This is a genomic window from Pseudomonas batumici (genome assembly GCF_036585405.1).
Taxonomy (GTDB): Bacteria; Pseudomonadota; Gammaproteobacteria; order Pseudomonadales; family Pseudomonadaceae; genus Aquipseudomonas; species Aquipseudomonas batumici.
In genome coordinates this window covers 5,334,988-5,355,570 of sequence record NZ_CP144470.1, presented here as the reverse complement: position 1 = coordinate 5,355,570, position 20,583 = coordinate 5,334,988, and the positions used below count along the sequence as shown (strand labels likewise).

20 protein-coding genes and 1 pseudogene are annotated in these 20,583 nt (G+C 63.3%); 11 read left to right on the top strand and 10 right to left on the bottom strand.

Features of this window, described 5'->3' with window-relative positions; translation table 11 throughout:
* Positions 1 to 69: 69 nt before the first annotated feature.
* Positions 70 to 1,029 carry a transcriptional regulator GcvA gene (locus tag NUH87_RS24400; RefSeq protein ID WP_338523007.1) on the top strand — a complete coding sequence of 320 codons (960 nt, stop codon included), beginning with the start codon at positions 70 to 72 and terminating at the stop codon, positions 1,027 to 1,029.
* A 230-nt stretch (positions 1,030 to 1,259) separates the two neighbouring features.
* Positions 1,260 to 1,448 carry a hypothetical protein gene (locus NUH87_RS24395; protein ID WP_040070139.1) on the top strand — a complete coding sequence of 63 codons (189 nt, stop codon included), beginning with the start codon at positions 1,260 to 1,262 and terminating at the stop codon, positions 1,446 to 1,448.
* A gap of 92 nt (positions 1,449 to 1,540) precedes the next feature.
* Here the strand turns inward: NUH87_RS24395 and NUH87_RS24390 are convergent, their stop codons facing one another.
* The 5 genes and pseudogenes from NUH87_RS24390 to cysM all read right to left on the bottom strand — a co-directional run bounded on the left by NUH87_RS24390 (position 1,541) and on the right by cysM (position 7,709).
* Positions 1,541 to 2,086 carry a DUF2058 domain-containing protein gene (locus NUH87_RS24390; protein WP_040070136.1) on the bottom strand — a complete coding sequence of 182 codons (546 nt, stop codon included), beginning with the start codon at positions 2,084 to 2,086 and terminating at the stop codon, positions 1,541 to 1,543.
* A 25-nt stretch (positions 2,087 to 2,111) separates the two neighbouring features.
* A complete protein-coding gene (gene mazG / locus NUH87_RS24385) occupies positions 2,112 to 2,963 on the bottom strand; it encodes a nucleoside triphosphate pyrophosphohydrolase (protein WP_338523006.1) in 852 nt (283 codons plus the stop codon).
* Between the two features lie 129 nt (positions 2,964 to 3,092).
* Positions 3,093 to 5,335 (bottom strand): annotated as a pseudogene (gene relA, locus NUH87_RS24380) (GTP diphosphokinase).
* A gap of 119 nt (positions 5,336 to 5,454) precedes the next feature.
* A complete protein-coding gene (rlmD, locus tag NUH87_RS24375; RefSeq protein ID WP_338523005.1) occupies positions 5,455 to 6,807 on the bottom strand; it encodes a 23S rRNA (uracil(1939)-C(5))-methyltransferase RlmD in 1,353 nt (450 codons plus the stop codon).
* A complete protein-coding gene (gene cysM / locus NUH87_RS24370) occupies positions 6,807 to 7,709 on the bottom strand; it encodes a cysteine synthase CysM (protein ID WP_338523004.1) in 903 nt (300 codons plus the stop codon). The genes rlmD and cysM overlap by 1 nt, the downstream gene beginning before the upstream one ends.
* Before the next feature lie 291 nt (positions 7,710 to 8,000).
* Between cysM and NUH87_RS24365 the strand changes: the two genes are divergently transcribed.
* The 4 genes from NUH87_RS24365 to NUH87_RS24350 all read left to right on the top strand — a co-directional run bounded on the left by NUH87_RS24365 (position 8,001) and on the right by NUH87_RS24350 (position 12,769).
* Positions 8,001 to 10,754 (top strand): response regulator, encoded by a 2,754-nt coding sequence (locus NUH87_RS24365; RefSeq protein ID WP_338523003.1) that lies wholly within the window; start codon positions 8,001 to 8,003, stop codon positions 10,752 to 10,754.
* A 71-nt stretch (positions 10,755 to 10,825) separates the two neighbouring features.
* Positions 10,826 to 11,815, top strand: coding sequence for a 2-hydroxyacid dehydrogenase (locus NUH87_RS24360; RefSeq protein ID WP_338523002.1), 990 nt, complete (start codon positions 10,826 to 10,828; stop codon positions 11,813 to 11,815).
* 115 nt (positions 11,816 to 11,930) lie between these two features.
* Complete coding sequence (locus NUH87_RS24355; protein ID WP_338523001.1) at positions 11,931 to 12,365, top strand: hypothetical protein; 435 nt, start codon at positions 11,931 to 11,933, stop codon at positions 12,363 to 12,365.
* Positions 12,365 to 12,769: an META domain-containing protein gene (locus tag NUH87_RS24350; RefSeq protein ID WP_338523000.1), complete on the top strand. Its 405-nt coding sequence runs from the start codon at positions 12,365 to 12,367 to the stop codon at positions 12,767 to 12,769. The genes NUH87_RS24355 and NUH87_RS24350 overlap by 1 nt, the downstream gene beginning before the upstream one ends.
* A gap of 3 nt (positions 12,770 to 12,772) precedes the next feature.
* Here NUH87_RS24350 and NUH87_RS24345 read toward each other — a convergent pair whose 3' ends face one another.
* The gene (locus NUH87_RS24345; protein ID WP_338522999.1) at positions 12,773 to 13,234 is read right to left on the bottom strand and encodes a TlpA disulfide reductase family protein; all 462 of its coding nucleotides are present in this window, start codon (positions 13,232 to 13,234) and stop codon (positions 12,773 to 12,775) included.
* A 115-nt stretch (positions 13,235 to 13,349) separates the two neighbouring features.
* Here NUH87_RS24345 and arsC point away from each other — a divergent pair, with 115 nt between their 5' ends.
* From arsC to NUH87_RS24330, 3 genes are read left to right on the top strand one after another with little or no spacing between them, the layout of a single operon-like run.
* Positions 13,350 to 13,703: an arsenate reductase (glutaredoxin) gene (arsC, locus tag NUH87_RS24340; protein WP_040070126.1), complete on the top strand. Its 354-nt coding sequence runs from the start codon at positions 13,350 to 13,352 to the stop codon at positions 13,701 to 13,703.
* Complete coding sequence (wrbA, locus tag NUH87_RS24335; protein ID WP_040070125.1) at positions 13,700 to 14,305, top strand: NAD(P)H:quinone oxidoreductase; 606 nt, start codon at positions 13,700 to 13,702, stop codon at positions 14,303 to 14,305. Before arsC ends, wrbA begins: the two co-directional genes overlap by 4 nt.
* The gene (locus NUH87_RS24330; protein WP_338522998.1) at positions 14,298 to 14,723 is read left to right on the top strand and encodes a DUF2069 domain-containing protein; all 426 of its coding nucleotides are present in this window, start codon (positions 14,298 to 14,300) and stop codon (positions 14,721 to 14,723) included. Before wrbA ends, NUH87_RS24330 begins: the two co-directional genes overlap by 8 nt.
* Positions 14,724 to 14,847: 124 nt before the next feature.
* On the opposite strand, the gene NUH87_RS24325 is transcribed toward NUH87_RS24330, so the two are convergent.
* A complete protein-coding gene (locus tag NUH87_RS24325; RefSeq protein ID WP_040070123.1) occupies positions 14,848 to 15,519 on the bottom strand; it encodes a DNA-3-methyladenine glycosylase I in 672 nt (223 codons plus the stop codon).
* A complete protein-coding gene (gene ttcA, locus NUH87_RS24320) occupies positions 15,519 to 16,343 on the bottom strand; it encodes a tRNA 2-thiocytidine(32) synthetase TtcA (protein WP_040070122.1) in 825 nt (274 codons plus the stop codon). Before ttcA ends, NUH87_RS24325 begins: the two co-directional genes overlap by 1 nt.
* A 284-nt stretch (positions 16,344 to 16,627) precedes the next feature.
* On the opposite strand from ttcA, the gene NUH87_RS24315 reads away from it, so the two are divergent.
* On the top strand, positions 16,628 to 17,230 hold the full coding sequence (locus NUH87_RS24315) for a Yip1 family protein (protein ID WP_040070121.1): 603 nt from the start codon (positions 16,628 to 16,630) through the stop codon (positions 17,228 to 17,230).
* A 135-nt stretch (positions 17,231 to 17,365) separates the two neighbouring features.
* On the top strand, positions 17,366 to 17,860 hold the full coding sequence (locus NUH87_RS24310) for a SprT family zinc-dependent metalloprotease (RefSeq protein ID WP_338522997.1): 495 nt from the start codon (positions 17,366 to 17,368) through the stop codon (positions 17,858 to 17,860).
* Between the two features lie 15 nt (positions 17,861 to 17,875).
* Here NUH87_RS24310 and NUH87_RS24305 read toward each other — a convergent pair whose 3' ends face one another.
* Both NUH87_RS24305 and NUH87_RS24300 read right to left on the bottom strand, forming a co-directional pair.
* A complete protein-coding gene (locus NUH87_RS24305; RefSeq protein WP_338522996.1) occupies positions 17,876 to 19,057 on the bottom strand; it encodes a CaiB/BaiF CoA-transferase family protein in 1,182 nt (393 codons plus the stop codon).
* Between the two features lie 158 nt (positions 19,058 to 19,215).
* Positions 19,216 to 20,547: a dicarboxylate/amino acid:cation symporter gene (locus NUH87_RS24300; RefSeq protein ID WP_338522995.1), complete on the bottom strand. Its 1,332-nt coding sequence runs from the start codon at positions 20,545 to 20,547 to the stop codon at positions 19,216 to 19,218.
* Between the last annotated feature and the right edge of the window lie 36 nt (positions 20,548 to 20,583).

Sequence of the window (20,583 nt, the reverse complement as noted above, 5' to 3'; positions counted from 1 at the left end):
CTCATGCTGATCAGGGGAAGGGGAGCAGTGTGTCCACCAGGGGGACACGTCATTAGAAGTGCCTTCCGCATGAGCGACAAACGGGTTATATTGACCTTCTCGATAAGAAAAACTAATCGACAATCCATGCGACGCTTGCCACCGCTGGGTGCGCTGCGTGCCTTCGAGGCGGCGGCCAGGCACCTGAGTTTTACCCTTGCCGCTGCCGAACTGTGCGTGACGCAGGCAGCGATCAGTCATCAGATCCGTCAGCTTGAGGATTGGTTGGGCGCCCGTCTGTTCGAACGTCGCGGGCATGTGCTGAAGCTCACAACCAAGGGCCGGACTTATGCCCCGGAACTGGCCGGCGCGCTCGATCGCATAGCGGCAGCGACACTGCGTCTGCAGGAGCCTGACGAACGGCTTTTGCGCATCACTGTTCTACCGTCATTCGCTTCTCGATGGCTCGTGCCTCGTCTTGAGGCGTTTCGCGCTTTGCATCCGGAAATCGACGTACGACTAGTCAGTTCGGCGGAGGTCTGGGAGTTTGCAACTGAGCGCTTCGATCTTGGCATTCGCTCGGGACTCGGGAAATGGGCAGGCCTCAAGGCGGACCTTATCGCCCGGGAGGGGCTGAGTCCGGTCTGTAGCCCGTCGCTCGCCAATGGCCCACCCGCCCTTCGTGTACCGGCCGACTTGCACCATGTCCGCTTGCTGCATGACACGCCGAGAGAGGCATGGCGATACTGGTGTGACCAAGCCGGAATCGATGGACTCGAAGTAGATGCCGGCGCTTCGTTCAACGATGCAAGCCTGGCATTGCAGGCAGCGGTGGAAGGACAAGGGGTTGCATTAGGCCGACTCATGCTCGCCGCCGACGATTTGCGCGCTGGCCGGCTGGTACAGCCTTTTGACGTCGTGCTGCCCAACGATTACAGCTACTGGCTCGTCTATCCGCCGGCAGCCTTGGACAAGCCTCAAGTAGAGGCTTTCCGGGCATGGTTGTTGTCGGAAGCGAAGCAACGGAATGAGCCGATCCCGGCCCTCTAGATTATGACTCCCAAAGTCGGAGCGCTGTTCGCAGCGAATCCAACATGAAACTTTTGTCAGAAAACTTCAGCTCGAAAGGCGCAAACCCAGGCAATCCGGGCCTTTGCTCATTATTGCATTCCTCGCAAGAGTAAATTCCATCTGTTACGGATTTACGTAGGAAGCTAATGAATTATATAACAGGGGCCTGCGACGCGTTGCCGCAGTTCAACAGAGACCGGAGCTTGCAGATGACCGTAAAAGTGACCGAACGCGATGATGCCCATATGTCCCATGAAGGCGTAGCCAATGGCATTCGCATCTGGGATGTCCACCAGCAGGACCTGCTGGTCGGCATGTTTCACAACGAGGCCGACGCGCATAATTACAAGAACGAGCTGGAAACCCTCGAGAAGAAACGCGAGATGCAGGCGTCCTGAACGCCGGACAATGACAGGCTTGTAAAACGACAAACCCCGCACCTGGCGGGGTTTGTCGTTTCAGGCCGCCCCTCCAAGAGAGGGCCAGCGGGTTACCACATCAGGTCGTCCGGGATCTGGTACGCGGCGTACGGATCATCCTCGTCCGGCACCTGGGTCTCGCTCAGGACGTTGAGCTGGACGATACGCTCGGGGGCGCGCTCCTGGATCTTCAACGCCGCCTCGCGGGGGATCACCTCGTAACCGCCACCATGGTGGACAATCGCCAGGGAGCCGTTGCTCAGCTTGTTGCGCATCAGCGTGTTGACCGACAGGCGCTTGACCTTCTTGTCGTCGACGAAGTTGTAGTAGTCCTCGGTGGTCAGCTTGGGCAGGCGCGAGGTTTCGATCAATTGCTTGACCTGGGCCGCACGGGCCTTGGCCTCGACCTTTTCCTGCTGCTGGCGGTTCAGCTCCTGGTCGCGCTTGACCTTCTCGGCCTGCGCCTCCCGGGCCAGGCGCGCTTGAGTATCGTCGGCCTCGACCTGGCCCTTGTGCACCAGGCGCTGCTGTTTCTGTTTCTCTTTGCCGACCTGCTTGGCCTGCTTCTGGTTGACCAGTCCTGCTTTGAGCAACTGGTCGCGAAGGGAAAGACTCATGGTGCTTACTCACTTGGGCAACGGCTCAGCCGCAGCTGGGCCTATTCTTTTCCTGACGTTTGGCTTCGCCCCACAAGGCGTCCAACTCTTCGAGGGTGCAATCTTCCATGGGACGGTGGGTGTCGCGCAATGCCTGTTCGATAAAACGGAAACGTCTGTCGAATTTGCCATTGGCGCCGCGCAAGGCGTTTTCCGGGTCGACCTTGAGGTGCCGGGCCAGATTGACCACGGCAAACAGCAGGTCGCCCACTTCATCGGTGATCGCCGCCGGGTCGTTGTCGGCCATAGCTTCGAGCACTTCGTCCAGTTCTTCGCGGATCTTGTCCACCACCGGCAATGCGTCCGGCCAGTCGAAACCGACCCCGGCCGCGCGCTTCTGCAACTTCGCCGCCCGGGACAGGGCCGGCAGGGCGGCCGGCACATCGTCGAGCAGGGAAAGCTGTTCCGGCGCGCGATGGCTATTGGTGCGCTGATGGCTCTCGGCGCGCTCCTCGGCCTTGATCTCCTCCCAGCGCAGCTTGACCTGCTCCTCGCTCAAGCTCGGCAGGTCCAGCGGCGCATAGAGATCGCCGCTGGGGAACACGTGTGGGTGGCGACGAATCAGTTTGCGGGTGATGCCGTCGACCACGCCGTCGAATTCGAAACGCCCTTCTTCCCGGGCCAGCTGGCTGTAGTAGACCACCTGGAACAGCAAGTCGCCCAGCTCACCCTGCAAGTGCTCGAAGTCGCCGCGCTCAATGGCGTCGGCGACTTCGTAGGCTTCCTCCAGGGTGTGGGGGACAATCGTCGCGTAGGTCTGCTTGATGTCCCAGGGGCAGCCGTATTGCGGGTCGCGCAGACGGGCCATGAGGTGGAGCAGGTCTTGAAGGCTGTACATCGGTTGTTCTCAATACTCTTGAATTGAGCGTCGCGAGCGAAGGCATGGCTAGGCGGAGCCCGCACGAAAAAGCTAGTCAATGAGCATTTTTCGTGCAGGCTCCAACAACGCCAGGCCGAGCGCAGCAGCTCAAGGGGTGCGGTTGCGCCGGGTCTCGATGATGTTCGGCAACTGGGAAATTCGCCCCAGCAACCGCCCCAGCGCATCCAACCCCGGAATCTCGATGGTCAGGGACATCAACGCGGTGTTGTCCTCCTTGTTCGAGCGGGTGTTGACCGCCAGCACGTTGATCCGCTCGTTGAGCAGCACCTGGGACACGTCACGCAGCAAGCCGGAACGGTCGTAGGCACGGATGACGATATCCACCGGATAGGTCTGCACCGGCACCGGCCCCCAGCTGACCTGGATGATCCGCTCCGGCTCGCGCCCGGCCAGTTGCAGCACCGCGGCGCAGTCCTGGCGGTGAATGCTCACGCCGCGGCCCTGGGTGATGTAGCCGACGATGGCGTCCCCCGGCAACGGCTGGCAGCAGCCGGCCATCTGGGTCATCAGGTTGCCGACGCCCTGGATCTGGATGTCGCCGCGCTTACCCGGCTTGTAGCCGCTGGCCTTGCGCGGAATCAGTTCCAGCTGTTCGTTGCCGCGCTCCGGCTCCACCAGTTGCTGGGCGGCATTGACCAGTTGCGCCAGGCGCAGGTCGCCCGCGCCCAGGGCAGCGAACATGTCCTCGGCGGTCTTCATGTTGGCCTTGTCGGCCAGCTTGTCGAAATCCACCTGCGGCAGGCCCAGGCGCGCCAGCTCGCGTTCGAGCAGGGTCCTGCCGGCCGCGACGTTCTGGTCGCGGGCCTGCAACTTGAACCAGTGGACGATCTTCGCCCGCGCCCGGGACGTGGTGATGTAGCCCAGGTTCGGGTTCAGCCAGTCGCGGCTCGGCGTACCGTGCTTGCTGGTGATGATCTCCACCTGCTCGCCGGTCTGCAGGCTGTAGTTGAGCGGCACGATCCGCCCGTTGATCTTCGCGCCCCGGCAGTTGTGGCCGATCTCGGTGTGCACCCGATAGGCGAAGTCCAGCGGCGTCGCGCCTTTGGGCAGGTCGATGGCGTGACCGTCGGGGGTGAAGATATAGACCCGGTCCGGTTCGATATCGACCCGCAACTGCTCGGCCAGGCCGCCGATATCCCCCAGCTCTTCGTGCCACTCGAGCACCTGGCGCAGCCAGGAGATTTTCTCTTCGTAGTGATTGGAGCTGGACTTGACGTCGGTGCCTTTGTACTTCCAGTGCGCACACACCCCCAGCTCGGCTTCTTCGTGCATGGCGTGGGTGCGGATCTGCACTTCCAGGACCTTGCCTTCAGGGCCGATCACCGCCGTGTGCAACGAGCGGTAGCCGTTCTCTTTCGGGTTGGCGATGTAGTCGTCGAACTCCTTGGGGATATGCCGCCACAAGGTGTGGACGATACCCAGCGCGGTGTAGCAGTCGCGCATTTCCGGCACCAGCACACGGACCGCGCGGACGTCGTAGATCTGGCTGAATTCCAGACCCTTGCGCTGCATTTTGCGCCAGATCGAATAGATGTGCTTGGCTCGGCCGCTGATATCGGCCTTGACGCCGGTGGCCAGCAATTCGTTTTCCAGCTGGTTCATCACATCGCTGATGAAACGCTCGCGGTCCAGCCGCCGCTCGTGCAGCAACTTGGCGATCTGCTTGTACTGGTCGGGCTCCAGGTAGCGGAACGACAGGTCTTCCAGCTCCCATTTGATATGCCCGATGCCCAGGCGGTGCGCCAGGGGTGCGTAGATATCGAAGACCTCGCGGGCCACGCGGTTGCGTTTCTCGTGGTCGGCGGTCTTCACCGCGCGGATCGCGCAGGTGCGCTCGGCCAGCTTGATCAGTGCCACGCGGACGTCGTCGACCATGGCCACGAGCATCTTGCGCAGGTTTTCCACCTGCACCTGGGTGCCGAGGACCTGGGACTGACGCGGGCTGAGGCTGGCGCTGATGGCGGCCATGCGCAGCACGCCGTCGATCAGCTTGGCAACCACCGGGCCGAACTTCTGGCTGACCGTGGTCAAGGGAATCTGCCCTCGCGCACGCAGCGATACAGCACCGCCGCCACCAGCGAATCCTGGTCCAGCTTGAGATCGGCGAGGATCTCGGCGATCTCCAGGCCCGTGCTGAAACTGGAACCGCCTTCGGGCCACAAGTTCTGGGCCGCGTTGCTCTGTTGTTCGGCAAGCCTTGCGAATTCGCAGGCTTGCTTCAAGGCCTCACGGTCCAGCGCCATATCGACGCTCACCGTATGATCGAGCCATGCCTCGAGATTGATACTGCCGTCGGTATTGATCGGCTGGTGTGCTCTCACCTGTACCATCTTGCTTACCTTCCCTACGACGCAGATTCTATGCGTCAAAATCGCTGACCTGTTATGGCCCCCGCAGTCTGTCCGGGCTGACAGGATACGGAGGCGGTCAGTCGGACCAGACGAGCATCCTAGCTCGCTTCAAATAACGCCATGGCCTCGACATGCGCGGTCTGCGGAAACATATCGAGGATCCCGGCACGTTTTAACCGGTAGCCCTGCTTGATCAATTCAACCGTGTCGCGCGCCAGCGTCGCCGGGTTGCAGGACACGTACACCAATCGCTCGGCACCCAGGGCAGCGAGCTTGCCCACCACCTCGAACGCACCGTCACGGGGTGGGTCCAAGAGTACAGCAGAAAAGCCGCCTTTGGCCCAATCGGCATCACTCAAGGACTGGGATAAATCGGCCTGAAAAAAATGCGCGTTATGCAGATTGTTGCTCAAGGCATTGGCGGCGGCACGTTCGACCATGGTCGCCACGCCCTCCACCGCCACCACTTCGCGCACCTGACGGGCCAGGGGCAAGGCAAAGTTGCCGAGCCCGCAGAACAGGTCCAGGACACGCTCGTCGGCGCCCGCCTTCAGCCAGTCCAGCGCCTGGGCCACCATGGTTTCGTTGACCCCGGCGTTGACCTGGACGAAATCGCCTGGCCGATACGCAAGCTCCAGATCCCAGGTTTCCAGGCGATAGCCCAGGGACAACGACGGGTCCACCGGTTGCGGACCATCTTCGCCATGCAACCAGAGTTGCGCGTCATGGGCACTGCAGAAATCCTGTAGTACTTGCAGGTCCTGCGTCGACAGCGGCGCCATATGTCGCAACAACACCGCCACCGCCGAACCGCTGAACAATTCCACATGGCCCAGGGCCTGGGGTTTGCTCAAGCGTCGAAGCATGGCCGGCAACTCGCGCATCAGCGGTTGCAAGGCTTGTACCAGCACCGGGCAGTCGTCGATGGCGACGATATCCTGGCTGGAAGCGGCGCGGAAACCTACCTCGAGGGTCTTGCCCTTGGCGTCCCAGCGCACGGCCACACGGGCCCGGCGCCGATAGCCGAATTCCGGACCGGTCAGGGGCGCCGCCCACTCCAGCGGTTCGACCCCGGCGACACGCGACAGTTGCTCGGCGAGCATGCGCTGTTTCAGGGCAAGCTGGTCGTCGTGGGGCATATGCTGCACGCTGCAACCGCCGCAGCGCCCGGCATGGGCGCAGGGCGCGGGGCGGCGCCGGTCGCTGGCCAGGATCACCCGCTCGGTGCGCGCCTCGACCACCTTGCCGTGGGCACCCAGCACCCGCGCCTCGACCTCTTCGCCGACGAGGGCGCCGGCGACGAACCAGGTACGGCCTTCAATAAACGCAATGCCACGTCCGTCGTTGGACAGGCGCTCGATGGTCAGGCGTTGCTTCTTGCCCGTCGGCACTTGTGGCGCCCGGCTACCGCCAGTGGGCTGGAAGCGCAGGCCTCTTTCATGCTTGGCCATCAGTTGGGTGCGTCGTAGATGCCGGTCGACAGGTAGCGGTCGCCTCGGTCACAGATGATCGCGACCATCACCGCGTTCTCGACCTCACGGGACAGGCGCAGCATCGCCGCCACCGCACCGCCTGACGAGACACCGCAGAAGATGCCTTCCTCACGGGCCAGCCGGCGCATGACGTCCTCAGCCTCTTCCTGCCCCATATCGACGATACGGTCGACCCGGTCGGCCTGGAAAATCTTCGGCAGGTATTCGTGGGGCCAGCGACGGATGCCCGGAATCGAGGCGCCTTCCATCGGCTGCAGACCGACGATCTGTACGGCGGGGTTCTGCTCTTTCAGATAGCGCGACACGCCCATGATGGTACCGGTGGTGCCCATGGAGCTGACGAAATGGGTGATGGTGCCCTGGGTCTGGCGCCAGATTTCCGGACCGGTGCCAGTGTAGTGCGCCTCGGGGTTGTCGATATTGGCGAACTGGTCGAGCACCTTGCCACGGCCTTCGGCCTGCATGCGCTCGGCCAGGTCACGGGCCCCTTCCATGCCTTCCTCGCGGGTCACCAGGATCAGCTCGGCGCCATAGGCGGTCATCGCCGCCTTGCGCTCGGCGGTGGAATTGTCCGGCATGATCAGGATCATCTTGTAGCCCTTGATCGCGGCGGCCATGGCCAGGGCGATCCCGGTGTTGCCCGAGGTGGCTTCGATCAGGGTATCGCCGGGGTGGATCTGCCCACGCAATTCGGCGCGGGTGATCATCGACAGCGCCGGACGATCCTTGACGGACCCTGCGGGGTTGTTCCCTTCAAGCTTGAGCAACAGGGTATTGCTGGTGACGCCGGGCAGGCGTTGCAAGCGAACCAGGGGCGTGTTGCCGACGCAATCGGCGATGGTAGGGTACTGCAAGGTCATGGCGTATTCGCAATCCGGACTGCGGGACTGACATCATACCGGCAAACGTCGGCGCTCCATATCACGCAAAGTGCGGTGATTATGACTTATGGATATAAGGCAGATTTGAAAGCCGCCATGCTCATCGGGCTGCTCGCGGATAGCGGCAACCCATGAAATCCCCGAGAACTTTGCGAGATTTACCCCCCTGCAAATGGCTACACTGCGCAGGTGGAGCGGGCGCGGGAGGCGCACGCCGAGAATCGAAGAGGGGCGTATTTGCCGGACGCCTTATCTGACGGAGAGTGTTGCGTGCTTAAAAACCTGGGAATCAAAGGCCGCGTACTACTGCTCACCCTGTTGCCGACCACCCTGATGGCATTGGTGCTGGGCGGGTATTTCACCTGGTTGCAACAGTCGGACCTGCAGAACCAGTTGCTGCAACGCGGCGAGATGATCGCCGAACAGCTCGCGCCCCTGGTTGCACCCGCCCTGGGCCACAACGATGTCGACCTGCTGGAGCGCATTGCCACCCAGTCCCTGGAACAGACCGACGTGCGCGCCGTGTCCTTTCTCGGTGCCAACCGCGAGCAACTGGCCCATGCCGGCCCGAGCATGCTCAACCAGCCGCCCATCGGCAACAGCAGCCACCTGCTGCAGCGCACCGGCAACGATGCGACCCGCTATCTGCTGCCGGTCTTCGGCCGGCACCGCAACATCTCCGGCGAGGTGCTTCCCGACGAAGCCGACCGCCTGCTGGGCTGGGTCGAACTGGAACTGTCCCATAACAACATGCTGCTGCGCGGCTATCGCAACCTGTTCGCCAGCCTGCTGCTGATTATCACCGGCCTGCTCGGCACCGCGTTGCTGGCCCTGCGCATGAGCCGCACCATCAACGCGCCGATCGGCAAGATCAAGCTAGCCGTCGCCCAACTCAAGGAGGGCAATCTGGAGACCCGCCTGCCGCCGCTCGGCAGCCAGGAGCTGGATCAACTGGCCTCGGGCATCAACCGCATGGCCGAGACCCTGCAGAACGCCCAGGAAGAATTGCAGCACAGCATCGACCAGGCCACCGAAGACGTGCGACAGAACCTGGAAACCATCGAGATCCAGAACATCGAACTGGACCTGGCGCGCAAGGAGGCCCTGGAGGCCAGCCGGATCAAGTCCGAGTTCCTCGCCAACATGAGCCACGAGATCCGCACCCCGCTCAACGGGATCCTCGGCTTTACCCACCTGTTGCAGAAAAGCGAACTGACTCCGCGCCAGCTCGACTACCTGAGCACCATCGAGAAATCCGCCGACAGCCTGCTGGGGATCATCAACGAAATTCTCGACTTCTCGAAGATCGAGGCGGGCAAACTGGTACTCGACAGCATTCCGTTCAACCTGCGCGACCTGCTCCAGGACACCCTGACCATCCTCGCCCCGGCGGCCCACGCCAAGCAGCTCGAGCTGGTCAGCCTGGTCTATCGCGACACCCCGCTGTCGCTGATCGGCGACCCGCTGCGGCTCAAGCAGATTCTCACCAACCTGGTGAGCAATGCCATCAAGTTCACCCGTGAAGGCACCATCGTCGCCCGGGCCATGCTCGAAGAAGAACACGAAGACAGCGTGCAGTTGCGCATCAGCGTGCAGGACACCGGCATCGGCTTGTCGAACCAGGACGTCCGGGCACTGTTCCAGGCCTTCAGCCAGGCCGACAACTCACTGTCGCGCCAACCCGGCGGCACGGGCCTGGGGCTGGTGATCTCCAAGCGCCTGATCGAACAGATGGGCGGCGAGATCGGTGTCGACAGCACCCCGGGCGAAGGCTCCGAATTCTGGATCAGCCTGAGCCTGCCCAAGACCCGCGACGACATCGAGGACCTGCCCGCGCCGCCCTTGCTCGGGCGTCGCGTGGCCGTCCTGGAAAACCACGAACTGTCCCGGCAGGCCCTGCAGCACCAGTTGGAGGATTGCGGACTGGAGGTCACCCCGTTCAACAGCCTGCAAAACCTGGCCAATGGGGTGACCGGGGCGCACCAGACCGACCAGGCCATCGACCTCGCGGTCCTCGGGGTCACCGCCCAGGAAATGCCGCCGGAACGGCTGAGCCAGCACATCTGGGACCTCGAACACCTCGGCTGCAAAGTGCTGGTGCTGTGCCCCACCACCGAGCAGACGCTGTTCCAGCTCTGCGTGCCCAACCCCCACGGCCAGCTCCAGGCCAAGCCGGCCTGCACACGCAAATTGCGCCGCGCCCTGGCGGAGTTGATCACCCCGCGCCCGGCGCGCCTGGAGCCCTTCGAGCCCCTGGGCAGCCGGGCACCGCGGGTGCTCTGCGTCGACGACAACCCGGCCAACCTGCTGCTGGTCCAGACCCTGCTAGAAGACATGGGCGCCCGGGTACTGGCGGTCGAGAGCGGCTACGCGGCGATCGACGCCGTGCAGCGCGAAGCCTTCGACCTGGTGCTGATGGACGTGCAGATGCCGGGCATGGATGGCCGGCAAAGCACCGAGGCGATTCGCCAATGGGAACATGAGCGGCAAAGCACGCCGCTACCCATCGTCGCCCTCACCGCCCATGCCATGGCCAACGAAAAACGCGCCCTGCTGCAAAGCGGCATGGACGACTACCTGACCAAGCCCATCAGCGAGCGACAGCTGGCCCAGGTGGTGTTGAAGTGGACCGGCCTGGCCCTGCGCAACCAGGGTCCGGAACGCGTCGGCGAACACAGCCAGGTCGGCAGCGAACTGCTGGTGCTCGACCCGGACGAAGGCCTGCGCCTGGCCGCCGGCAAACCCGACCTGGCCGCCGACATGCTGGCGATGCTGCTGGCCTCGCTGGAAGCCGACCGCGAAGCGATTCGCCAGGCCCGTGACGCCAACGACCACAACGGCCTGATCGAACGGGTCCACCGTCTGCACGGCGCTACCCGCTACTGCGGCGTGCCGCAGTTGCGCGCGGCCTGCCAGCGCAGCGAAACCCTGCTCAAGCAAGACGCCCCCAACGCCCGTCAGGCACTGGAGGAACTGGACATGGCCATCGCCCGCCTCGCCAGCGAGGCCCGTGTCAGTGCCTGATCCACGGCAAGAGCCGGCATGGACGCCGGCGCTAGAGTGTCGGCCATCCCAATCTGGAAGGAAGCCCCCCGATGCGTGTCATTTTCTTCAGCAGCCAGACCTATGACCGTGACAGTTTCCTGGCCCGCCCTGGCGCCACCGACCTCGAACTGCATTTCCAGCCGGCGCGGCTGAGCCTGGATACCGCGCCACTGGCCCATCGACATGAGGTGGTCTGCGCCTTCATCAACGACGACCTGAGTGCCCCGGTGCTGGAACAACTGGCCGCCGGCGGTACCCGCCTGATCGCCCTGCGCTCGGCCGGCTATAACCATGTCGACCTCGACGCCGCCAAACACCTGGGGCTGTGCGTGGTCCGCGTACCGGCCTACTCGCCCCATGCGGTGGCCGAACATGCGGTCGCGCTGGTCCTGGCCCTCAACCGGCGCCTGCACCGCGCCTACAACCGTACCCGCGAGGGCGACTTCAGCCTGCATGGGCTGACCGGCTTCGACCTGGTGGGCAAGACCGTCGGCGTGGTCGGTACCGGGCAGATCGGCGCGACGTTCGCCCGGATCATGGCCGGGTTCGGCTGCCAACTGCTGGCCTACGACCCCTATCCCAATCCCGAGCTGCAGGCCCTCGGCGCCCGCTACCTGAGCCTGCCCGAACTGCTGGCGCAGTCGCGGATCATCAGCCTGCACTGCCCGCTGACCGCCGACACCCATCACCTGGTCAACCGCGACACCCTCGCCCACCTGCAGCCGGGGGCGATGCTGATCAACACCGGGCGCGGCGGCCTGGTGGACACCCCGGCGCTGATCGACGCGCTCAAGGACGGCCAGCTGGGCTATCTGGGACTGGATGTCTACGAGGAAGAGGCCCAGGTGTTCTTCGAAGACCGTTCCGACCTGCCGCTGCAGGACGATGTGCTGGCGCGGCTGCTGACCTTTCCCAACGTGATCGTCACCGCCCACCAGGCCTTTCTGACCCATGAGGCGCTGGCCGCGATTGCCGCGACCACCCTGGACAACATCAGAGCCTGGAGCGCCGGTACGCCGCAAAACCAGGTCGGCGGCTGAATCGCCATCCGCCCGAGCCCCGGCGACCGCCGCCTGTCACCGGATCGAAGGTCATACGCCGCTGCCATGTGCGCGGCGTCTGCGTGCTAGCATACCGGCCATATTTGGAGGACCCATGGTCGAACACGATTTCCGCTACAGCCTGATGAACCCGCAACACACCCTGACCGAATGCCGCGCCCTGGTGCCGGGGCGTTATCAGGTCACCGGCAACGGTGGCTCGATCCGCGCCAATGACGTCCTGCTGGTGACCCTCAAGGGCAGCAAGGACCTGTCCATGCGCCTGACCGTGGACACCGTGCGCCACCTGATCAATCCGCCGGGCCAATGGGTCGCGGTCGCCAAGGGGCCGGTCTTCGGCGAACTGGCGATCCACCAGTGGCAAGTCAACTGCGACAGTTGCGCCAAGGAGCTGAACTTCGAATTCGCGGTGGACGCCAAGCTCGGCAACCCCGCACAAAAACCGGCCGCCACGGCGCGTATCACCGAGCTGGGCTGGACCACACAGGGCGAGAAACACCTGTGCCCGAGATGCCAGGAGGCAAAGTAATGAAACGCGCGGTGATTCTGGGAGTGCTCGGCACCAGCCTGTTCGGCTGCGCCGGCGAACAGGTGCAATTGCAGCAGGATCACAGCTACGTGCTGGAGTGGATCGGCGAACGGCCGCTGATCGACAACAGCCATCTGACCATCACCCTGGGCGACGATGGCCGGGCCTATGGCAACGGCGGTTGCAATCACTGGTTCGCGCCCTACACCCTGGACGGCAAGAACCTGAGCTTCGGCAAGGTCGGCAGCACCCGCAAGCGCTGCGCACCGGCGCTGATGGAGCAGGAGCAGCGCTTCCTCCAGGCGCTGGAAAATGTCCAGCGCTGGGATATCTCGCCCATCGAACAGGTGCGTTTCTGGCCGCAGCAAGGCCAGCCGCTGCGGCTGTGGTCGGAAGAAGGCTGAGGCTCAGCCACGCAAGGCCTTGAGCTTGGCCAATACCCCCGCCGCGGTCTGCTCGCCCATCAATTGCTCGCGAACCTTGCCCTTGTCGTCGATGATGTAGGTCACCGGCAAGGCTTCGCTACGCGGCAGGTCAAAAAAGTCCGCCGGGTCCTGGGCCAGCACCGTGAAACGGATGCCCAGGGCTTCGCCGGCCTTGCGCAGGTCATCGCCCTGCAAACCGTCGAAGTTCACCCCGAACACCTCCGCCGACTGGCCCTTGAGCTGCTCGGACAAGGCGTTCAACTCCGGGATCTCGGTCCGGCACGGGCCACACCACTCCGCCCAGTAGTTGACCACCTTCCACTGTTTGTCCAGACGCTCGGACGCGACCTTCTGGCCGTGCTGGTCCACCCCGTAGTCGTTGCCACAGCCGCTCAGCAGCAACGCCCCCATCATCGCCAATGCGGCGACCCATTGCCTCGCCATGTGCGCAATCCCCCATCAATTGAGTCATCGACTGCGACCCTTTACCTCACAAGGTTCAGGAGCGCTCGCCAGACAGGTAGAATACCCGCCACCTTACGCAAGATGCGACCCGCACATGACCGATCTGACGCTTTATCACAACCCGCGCTGCTCGAAATCCCGCGGCGCGCTGGAACTGCTCCAGGACCGCGGCCTCACCCCCACCGTCGTGCACTACCTGGAAACCCCGCTGGACGCCACGCAACTCAAGGCGCTGCTGGGCAAGCTCGGCATCGGCGCGCGCCAATTGCTGCGCACCGGCGAGGATGAGTACAAGCAACTGAACCTGGCCGACCCCCAACTGAGCGAAGCGCAACTGATCGCCGCGATCGCCGAACACCCCCGGCTCATGGAGCGACCGATCCTGGTCGCGGGCGACAAGGCGATCATCGGTCGCCCACCGGAGAATGTGCTGGAGATCCTGCCGTGAGCGCACCTTACGTTCTGGTGCTGTTCTACAGTCGCAACGGCTCGACCCGCGAGATGGCCCGGCAGATTGCCCGTGGCGTCGAGCAGGCGGGCCTGGAGGCACGCCTGCGGACCGTCCCGGCGATTTCCAGCCAATGCGAAGCGGTGGCGCCGGAGATTCCCGAGGAAGGCGCCCTGTATGCCAGCCTCGACGACCTGAAAAACTGCGCGGCTCTGGCCCTGGGCAGCCCGACCCGCTTCGGCAACATGGCGGCGCCGCTGAAGTACTTCATCGACGGCACCAGCAACCTGTGGCTGACCGGCGCCCTGGTGGGCAAGCCGGCCGGGGTCTTCACCTCGACGTCCAGCCTGCACGGCGGCCAGGAAAGCACCTTGCTGTCGATGCTGCTGCCGCTGTTGCACCACGGCATGCTGGTCACCGGCCTGCCCTACAGCGAGTCGGCCTTGCTCGACACCCGCGGCGGCGGCACGCCCTATGGCGCCAGCCACCATACCGGTGTCGACGGCAAGCGCGCCCTGGACGAACATGAGATCGCCTTGTGCCGGGCCCTCGGCATGCGCCTGGCGAAGACCGCCCTGAGCCTGGAGAACGGCCGTGGCTAGGAAGCCCAAGGTGCTGCCACCCCAGGCCTGGCTCGAACCGCGCGTGCAGTGGAGTCGCGCGCTGGCGCTGGCATGCTTTTTCGGCCTGATGGCCTTGCTGAGTGTCTATTACCTGGTGTTCGCCGACCTGCACGGCGCCCGACCCTGGGTGATCCTGCTGATCGAACTGGCACCGCTGCTGCCCTTGCTGCCGGGGATGTTGATGGGCAGCGCGCGCGGGCACTCGTTCACCTGCTATGTGGTGAACCTGTATTTCCTCAAGGGCGCATTGGCGGCGTTCGATCCCAATCGGCAGCTCTTCGGGGTGCTGGAGATAGGCGCGAGCGTGGCGGTGTTCTGCAGCGCGATGCTGTATGTGCGCTGGCGTCATCAGTTGAATCGGCGGTTGGCCGGAGAAGGCCAGGTTCAAGCGGCGTGAAACCCTGTAGGAGCCGGCTTGCCAGCGATGAGGCCAGTGAGCCTTGCGCCGCCTGATCGGCCGTTATCGTCGGAACGCCGCCCGCAGCAAGCCTGCTCCCACAGTGAATGCGTTGAGTCCCTGCTCAATGGTTGACGGTGTACGCCAGCATCATCGACAGCTGGCACATCGGCCGGCCACTTTCGGCATGCCACTGGTTGAAGGCGTCCTGCACGATCGCCAGGTCCCGCAGGCTGGTCGGCACCTTGTCGATGATCTGCTGCGCATTGAGCGCGGCCACCACGTCATAGGTCGGGACAAAGGTGTCCTTGCCCACCATCCGCAACAAGCGCGGAGCCGACAGCCCACCCAACTGATGACCATGCTTGGCCAGGTATTTCCACAGCCCGGTGATGTCGCTGACCGGCCAATCGGCGATCAGCGCGCCGAAACTGCCCTTCTCCTTCGCCACGTCCAGGACCATCTGCGCATTGCGCGGCACGCTCTTGAGCTTGCCCAGGTGGCGAATGATCCGCGCATCCTGCATCAGGCGCTCCAGATGCTCGGCGCCCATCAACACCACTTTTTCCGGGTCGAAGCCGAAAAACACCTCCTCGAACACCGGCCACTTGGCGTCCACCAGGCTGTGCTTGAGGCCGGCACGGAAGACCCGCAAGGCGATCATCGACAGATAACGGTCGTCCGGCAGTTCTCGCAGTTGCCGCGGACTGGCGGGCACCGGCAATTCGGCCTCCAGCGCGGCCGCCGAGCCAAAGCGGTTCAGGCAGTACTCATGCAACCATTTGTAGTCGCGCATCAGAGGTTCACGACGTTGACGAAGCGCGACGCGGCGGTTTCATCGATCTTCAACCCGGTGAAGTCGAACAGGTTGCGGTCGGCCAGCTGCGACGGCACGACGTTCTGCAAACCGCGGAAGATGCTTTCGGTACGCCCGGGGGTCTTGCGCTCCCACTCCTGGAGCATTTCCTTGACCACCTGGCGCTGCAGGTTTTCCTGGGAGCCGCAGAGGTTGCAGGGAATGATCGGGAATTGCTTGAAGTCCGAATAGGCCTGGATGTCCTTCTCGCTGCAATAGGCCAGCGGCCGGATCACCACGTTGCGCCCGTCGTCGGCCCGCAACTTGGGCGGCATGGCCTTGAGCGTGCCGTTGTAGAACATGTTGAGGAAGAAGGTTTCGACGATATCGTCGCGGTGATGCCCCAGGGCCATCTTGGTCGCGCCGATCTCATCGGCGAAGGTGTACAGCGTGCCGCGACGCAGGCGCGAACACAGGGAGCAGGTGGTCTTGCCCTCGGGCACCAGCTCCTTGACCACCGAGTAGGTGTCCTTCTCGACGATGTGATATTCCACGCCCAGCTCTTTCAGGTAGGCCGGCAGCACATGCTCGGGGAAACCGGGCTGCTTCTGGTCCATGTTCACCGCGACGATGTCGAACTTGATCGGCGCCACTTTCTGCAGGTGCATCAGAACGTCGAGCATGGTGTAGCTGTCCTTGCCGCCGGACAGGCAGACCATGACCTTGTCGCCCTCTTCGATCATATTGAAGTCGGCGACCGCCTCCCCCGCTTGCCGGCGCAGGCGTTTCTGCAGTTTGTTCTGATTGACCGAAAGAGTGCCCATAGCCCTTGCCTTAACCCTTGATATCCGCGCGAGGTGTATCGAAAGCCGATTATTTTACCTATAAACCGGCGCGGGGCGAAGATGGCGCAGCCGCCCCCGGTTCAGACGGCAAATGCGACAAGGCGATTACAGCCCCACCCGACAGTTCGATTTGCTCTAAAGCCCACCTCCCGACCTCCCTATACTGCGACATAAGGTCGCATATAAATACAGACCTGACTTCGGCCACTTGGCCCGCAAGCGCTCCACCGGGGGCGATGGCAATAGCAAGAGGAGTGACTGGCATGATCCATCACGTCGTAGGACTGTTCACCCACCCTGATCAGGAATGGCGACAAATCCGTGGCGATGCCGAGGAAAGCATCGGTCACATGTACCTCACCCACGTCCTGATCCTGGCGGCCATCCCGGCCATTTCAGCCTTTATCGGCACCACCCGGGTCGGCTGGGTCATCGGCAGCCGCGCGCCGGTGATGCTGACCCAGGAAAGCGCCATCTGGATGACGCTCATGTCTTATATCGCCATGCTCTGCGGTGTCGCGGTGATGGGTGCCTTCATCCACTGGATGGCCCGCACCTATGACGCCAACCCCAGCCTGTCCCGTTGCGTGGCCTTCGCCACCTACACCGCCACGCCGCTGTTCATCGGCGGGCTGGCGGCGCTCTATCCACATATGTGGCTGGGGATGGTCGTCGGTACCGCGGCCATCTGCTACACGGTCTACCTGCTGTACGTCGGCCTGCCGACCTTCATGAACATCCCGTCGGACGAAGGGTTCCTGTTCTCCAGTTCGGTCCTGGCCGTCGGCCTGGTGGTACTGGTGGCGATCATGGCCTTTACCGTGATCGTCTGGGGCCTGGGCGTCGGCCCGGTGTACACCAACTGAATAAAACAAAGCCATAACTGCCAACACCGGCCGCCGCAAGGCGGCCTTTTAATGCGCCGCAACCATTCGGCGCCTGGCGGATTCGGAATTCCCCGGGGTTACGGCATACTGGATGCCTGTGGAGATCCCTAAAGCATGCCCGAGCAACTCAAGACCCGCGTCGAAGACTGTTTCCAACTGGCCGAATCCTTTTTCAAACGACCTTTCAAGCGTCCGCTGGTCAGCCTCAAGCTGCGTGGCCAGAAAGCCGGCGTGGCGCACTTGCATGAAAACCTGCTGCGCTTCAATCCGCAGCTGTACCGGGAAAACCGCGAGGACTTCCTCAAGCAGACCGTGGCCCACGAGGTGGCGCACCTGATCGCCCATCAACTGTTCGGCGACCGCATCCAGCCCCATGGCGAGGAATGGCAGTTGATCATGCGCGGGGTCTATGAATTGCCGCCCAACCGCTGCCACACCTATGAAGTCCAGCGTCGCCGCGTGACCCGCTATATCTACCGCTGCCCGTGCGCCCAAAGCGATTTTCCGTTTTCGGCCCAGCGCCATCGGCTGGTGAGCGAGGGGCGCCGCTATCTGTGCCGACGCTGCCGGCAGACCTTGGTCTACAGCGGCGAAACACGCACCGAGTAAGCCGCTGCACGGGGCTCAGCCAATGACTTTGGCGGCGCGCAATTGATCGATCTGCTCAAGGCTGTAACCCAACTCCCGTAACACCTCATCGCCATGCTCGCCCAGCCGCGCGCCGATATGCCGGGGCGCCGGCAAGCCCCCGGAAAACTTCAACGGACAGGCCATCTGCGCCTGGGTGCTGCCATCGCCGCGCGGTACCTGGGCCACCACCTGCCGCGCCTGCAACTGCGGATGCCCGACCGCTTCGCCCAGGCTGAGCACCGGCTCGACGCAGGCGTCCAGCGCCGCAAACAGGGCGCACAGCTCAGCGAAATCCCGTTGTTCGAACTCGACTTGCAGCGCCTGCTTCAACGCCTGTTGCTCCTCGGGTTTCGACGACAACCCAGAAGCCGCCAGCTCCGGCCTCTTCAACGCCTCGCACAACTGCCCCATGAATCCCGGCTCCAGGCTGCCCACGGAAAACCAGCGCCCTTCCCGGCTTCGGTAATAGTCGTAGAAACTGCCACCATTGAGCATCTGTTCCTCGGGCGCAGGCGTTACCCCACAGGCCAGGAACCCCGCGCCGGCCATGGCATTCAGGCTGAAGGCACAGTCGGTCATGCTGATATCGACGTACTGCCCCAGCCCCGTCTGCTGCCGGGCAATCACCGCCGCCAGCAAGCCGATCACCCCATGCAGCGAACCGCCCGCCACATCCGCCACCTGCATCGCCAGGGGCAGCGGTCCGCCCTCCCGGCGCCCGGTGTAGCTGGCCAACCCCGACAGCGCCAGGTAGTTGATGTCATGTCCGGCACGATCGCGGTAAGGACCGGTCTGTCCGTAGCCGCTGATCGACACGTAGATCAACCCTGGGTTGATCGCCTTCAGGGCTGCATAGCCCAGGCCCAGCCGGTCCATCACCCCGGGACGGAACTGCTCCAGGACGATGTCATGCTCGCGCACCAGGCGATGGATCACCGCCACCGCCTCGGCCTGCTTCAAGTCCAGGGCCAGGCTGCGCTTGTTGCGATTGAGCCAGGCATGGCTGGCGGAAACGTCCCGGTCGTAGGGCGGCAATTCCCGCAACAGGTCCGGGCGTTCGGGAGATTCGATGCGCAATACCTGCGCGCCCATGTCCGCCAGCAACAGCGAGGCGAACGGCCCCGGCAGCAATGTCGAGAAATCCAGTACCTTGAGCGACGCCAGCGGACCTTGCATGGGTTTTCCACTTTCCGGATCGACAGGTTCCAGCGTAGGCAGCCCGCCTCCGGGCGGCAAGCACCACAACGCTCAGCGCCCCTGACACAAACGCTCAGTTTCCCAGCGGCATAAAAAAAAACCCATCCGAAGATGGGTTTTCCTGTCATCGCTGACGCTTACTTGGCGTTTGGCGCCGGCTCTTCGGCCACGCGCAGCTCGTCCTGTACGCGTTCGTCCTCGATACCGCGACCGCCGGAAGCCAGTTCCGTGTGCAGTTTGTCTTCGTCCAGTTCCTTGACCCACTTGGCCACCACCAGGGTCGCCACGGCGTTACCCACCAGGTTGGTCAGGGCGCGGGCTTCGGACATGAAGCGGTCGATACCCAGGATCAGCGCCAGACCGGCAACCGGCAGGTGGCCGACGGCCGACAGAGTCGCGGCCAGCACGATGAAGCCACTACCGGTCACGCCCGCAGCGCCTTTGGAAGACAGCAGCAGCACCAGCAACAGGGTGATCTGGTGGGTGATGTCCATGTGCGCGTCAGTCGCCTGGGCGATGAACACGGCCGCCATGGTCAGGTAGATCGAAGTACCGTCGAGGTTGAAGGAGTAGCCGGTCGGAATCACCAGGCCGACCACCGATTTCTTCGCGCCCAGGCGCTCCATCTTGATCAGCATGCGTGGCAGGGCCGATTCCGAAGAGGAAGTACCCAGTACGATCAGCAGCTCTTCACGGATGTAGCGGACCAGTTTCAGCACGCTGAAACCGTGGGCACGGCAGATCGTGCCCAGCACCACCACCACGAACAGGACGCAGGTGATGTAGAAGCAGATCATCAGTTGGCCGAGTTGCACCAGGGAACCGACACCGTAGGCACCGATGGTGAAGGCCATGGCACCCAGCGCACCCAGTGGCGCCAGTTTCATGATCATGTTGATGATGTTGAACATCACGTGGGCGAAACGATCGATGAAGTCCAGCATCGGCTTGCCGTAGTCACCCAGGCGATGCAGGGCGAAACCGAAGATCACCGAGAACATCAGCACTTGCAGGATGTCGCCGTTGGCGAACGCGCCGACGATGGTGTTCGGGATCACGTTGAGGATGAAGCCAACGACGCTCTGGTCGGCGCCGGCAGTGACGTAGGCCGCGACTTTCGAGGCGTCCAGGGTGGCAGCGTCGATGTGCATGCCGCTGCCCGGCTGGATGACGTTGACCACGACCAGGCCGATCAGCAAGGCGATGGTCGAGACGACTTCGAAGTACAGCAGCGCATAGCCACCGGTCTTGCCGACCGACTTCATGCTCTGCATGCCGGCGATGCCGCTGACGACGGTGCAGAAGATGATCGGGGCGATGACCATTTTGATCAGCTTGATGAAGCCGTCACCCAGTGGCTTGAGGGCCACGCCGGTCTGTGGGTAGAAATGGCCAAGCAGGATGCCGATAGCGATGGCTACGACCACCTGGAAATACAGGGATTTGTACAGTGGCTGACGAGTCGTCATTGCAAAGTTCCTCAATAGATCACACGCCCGTTATCC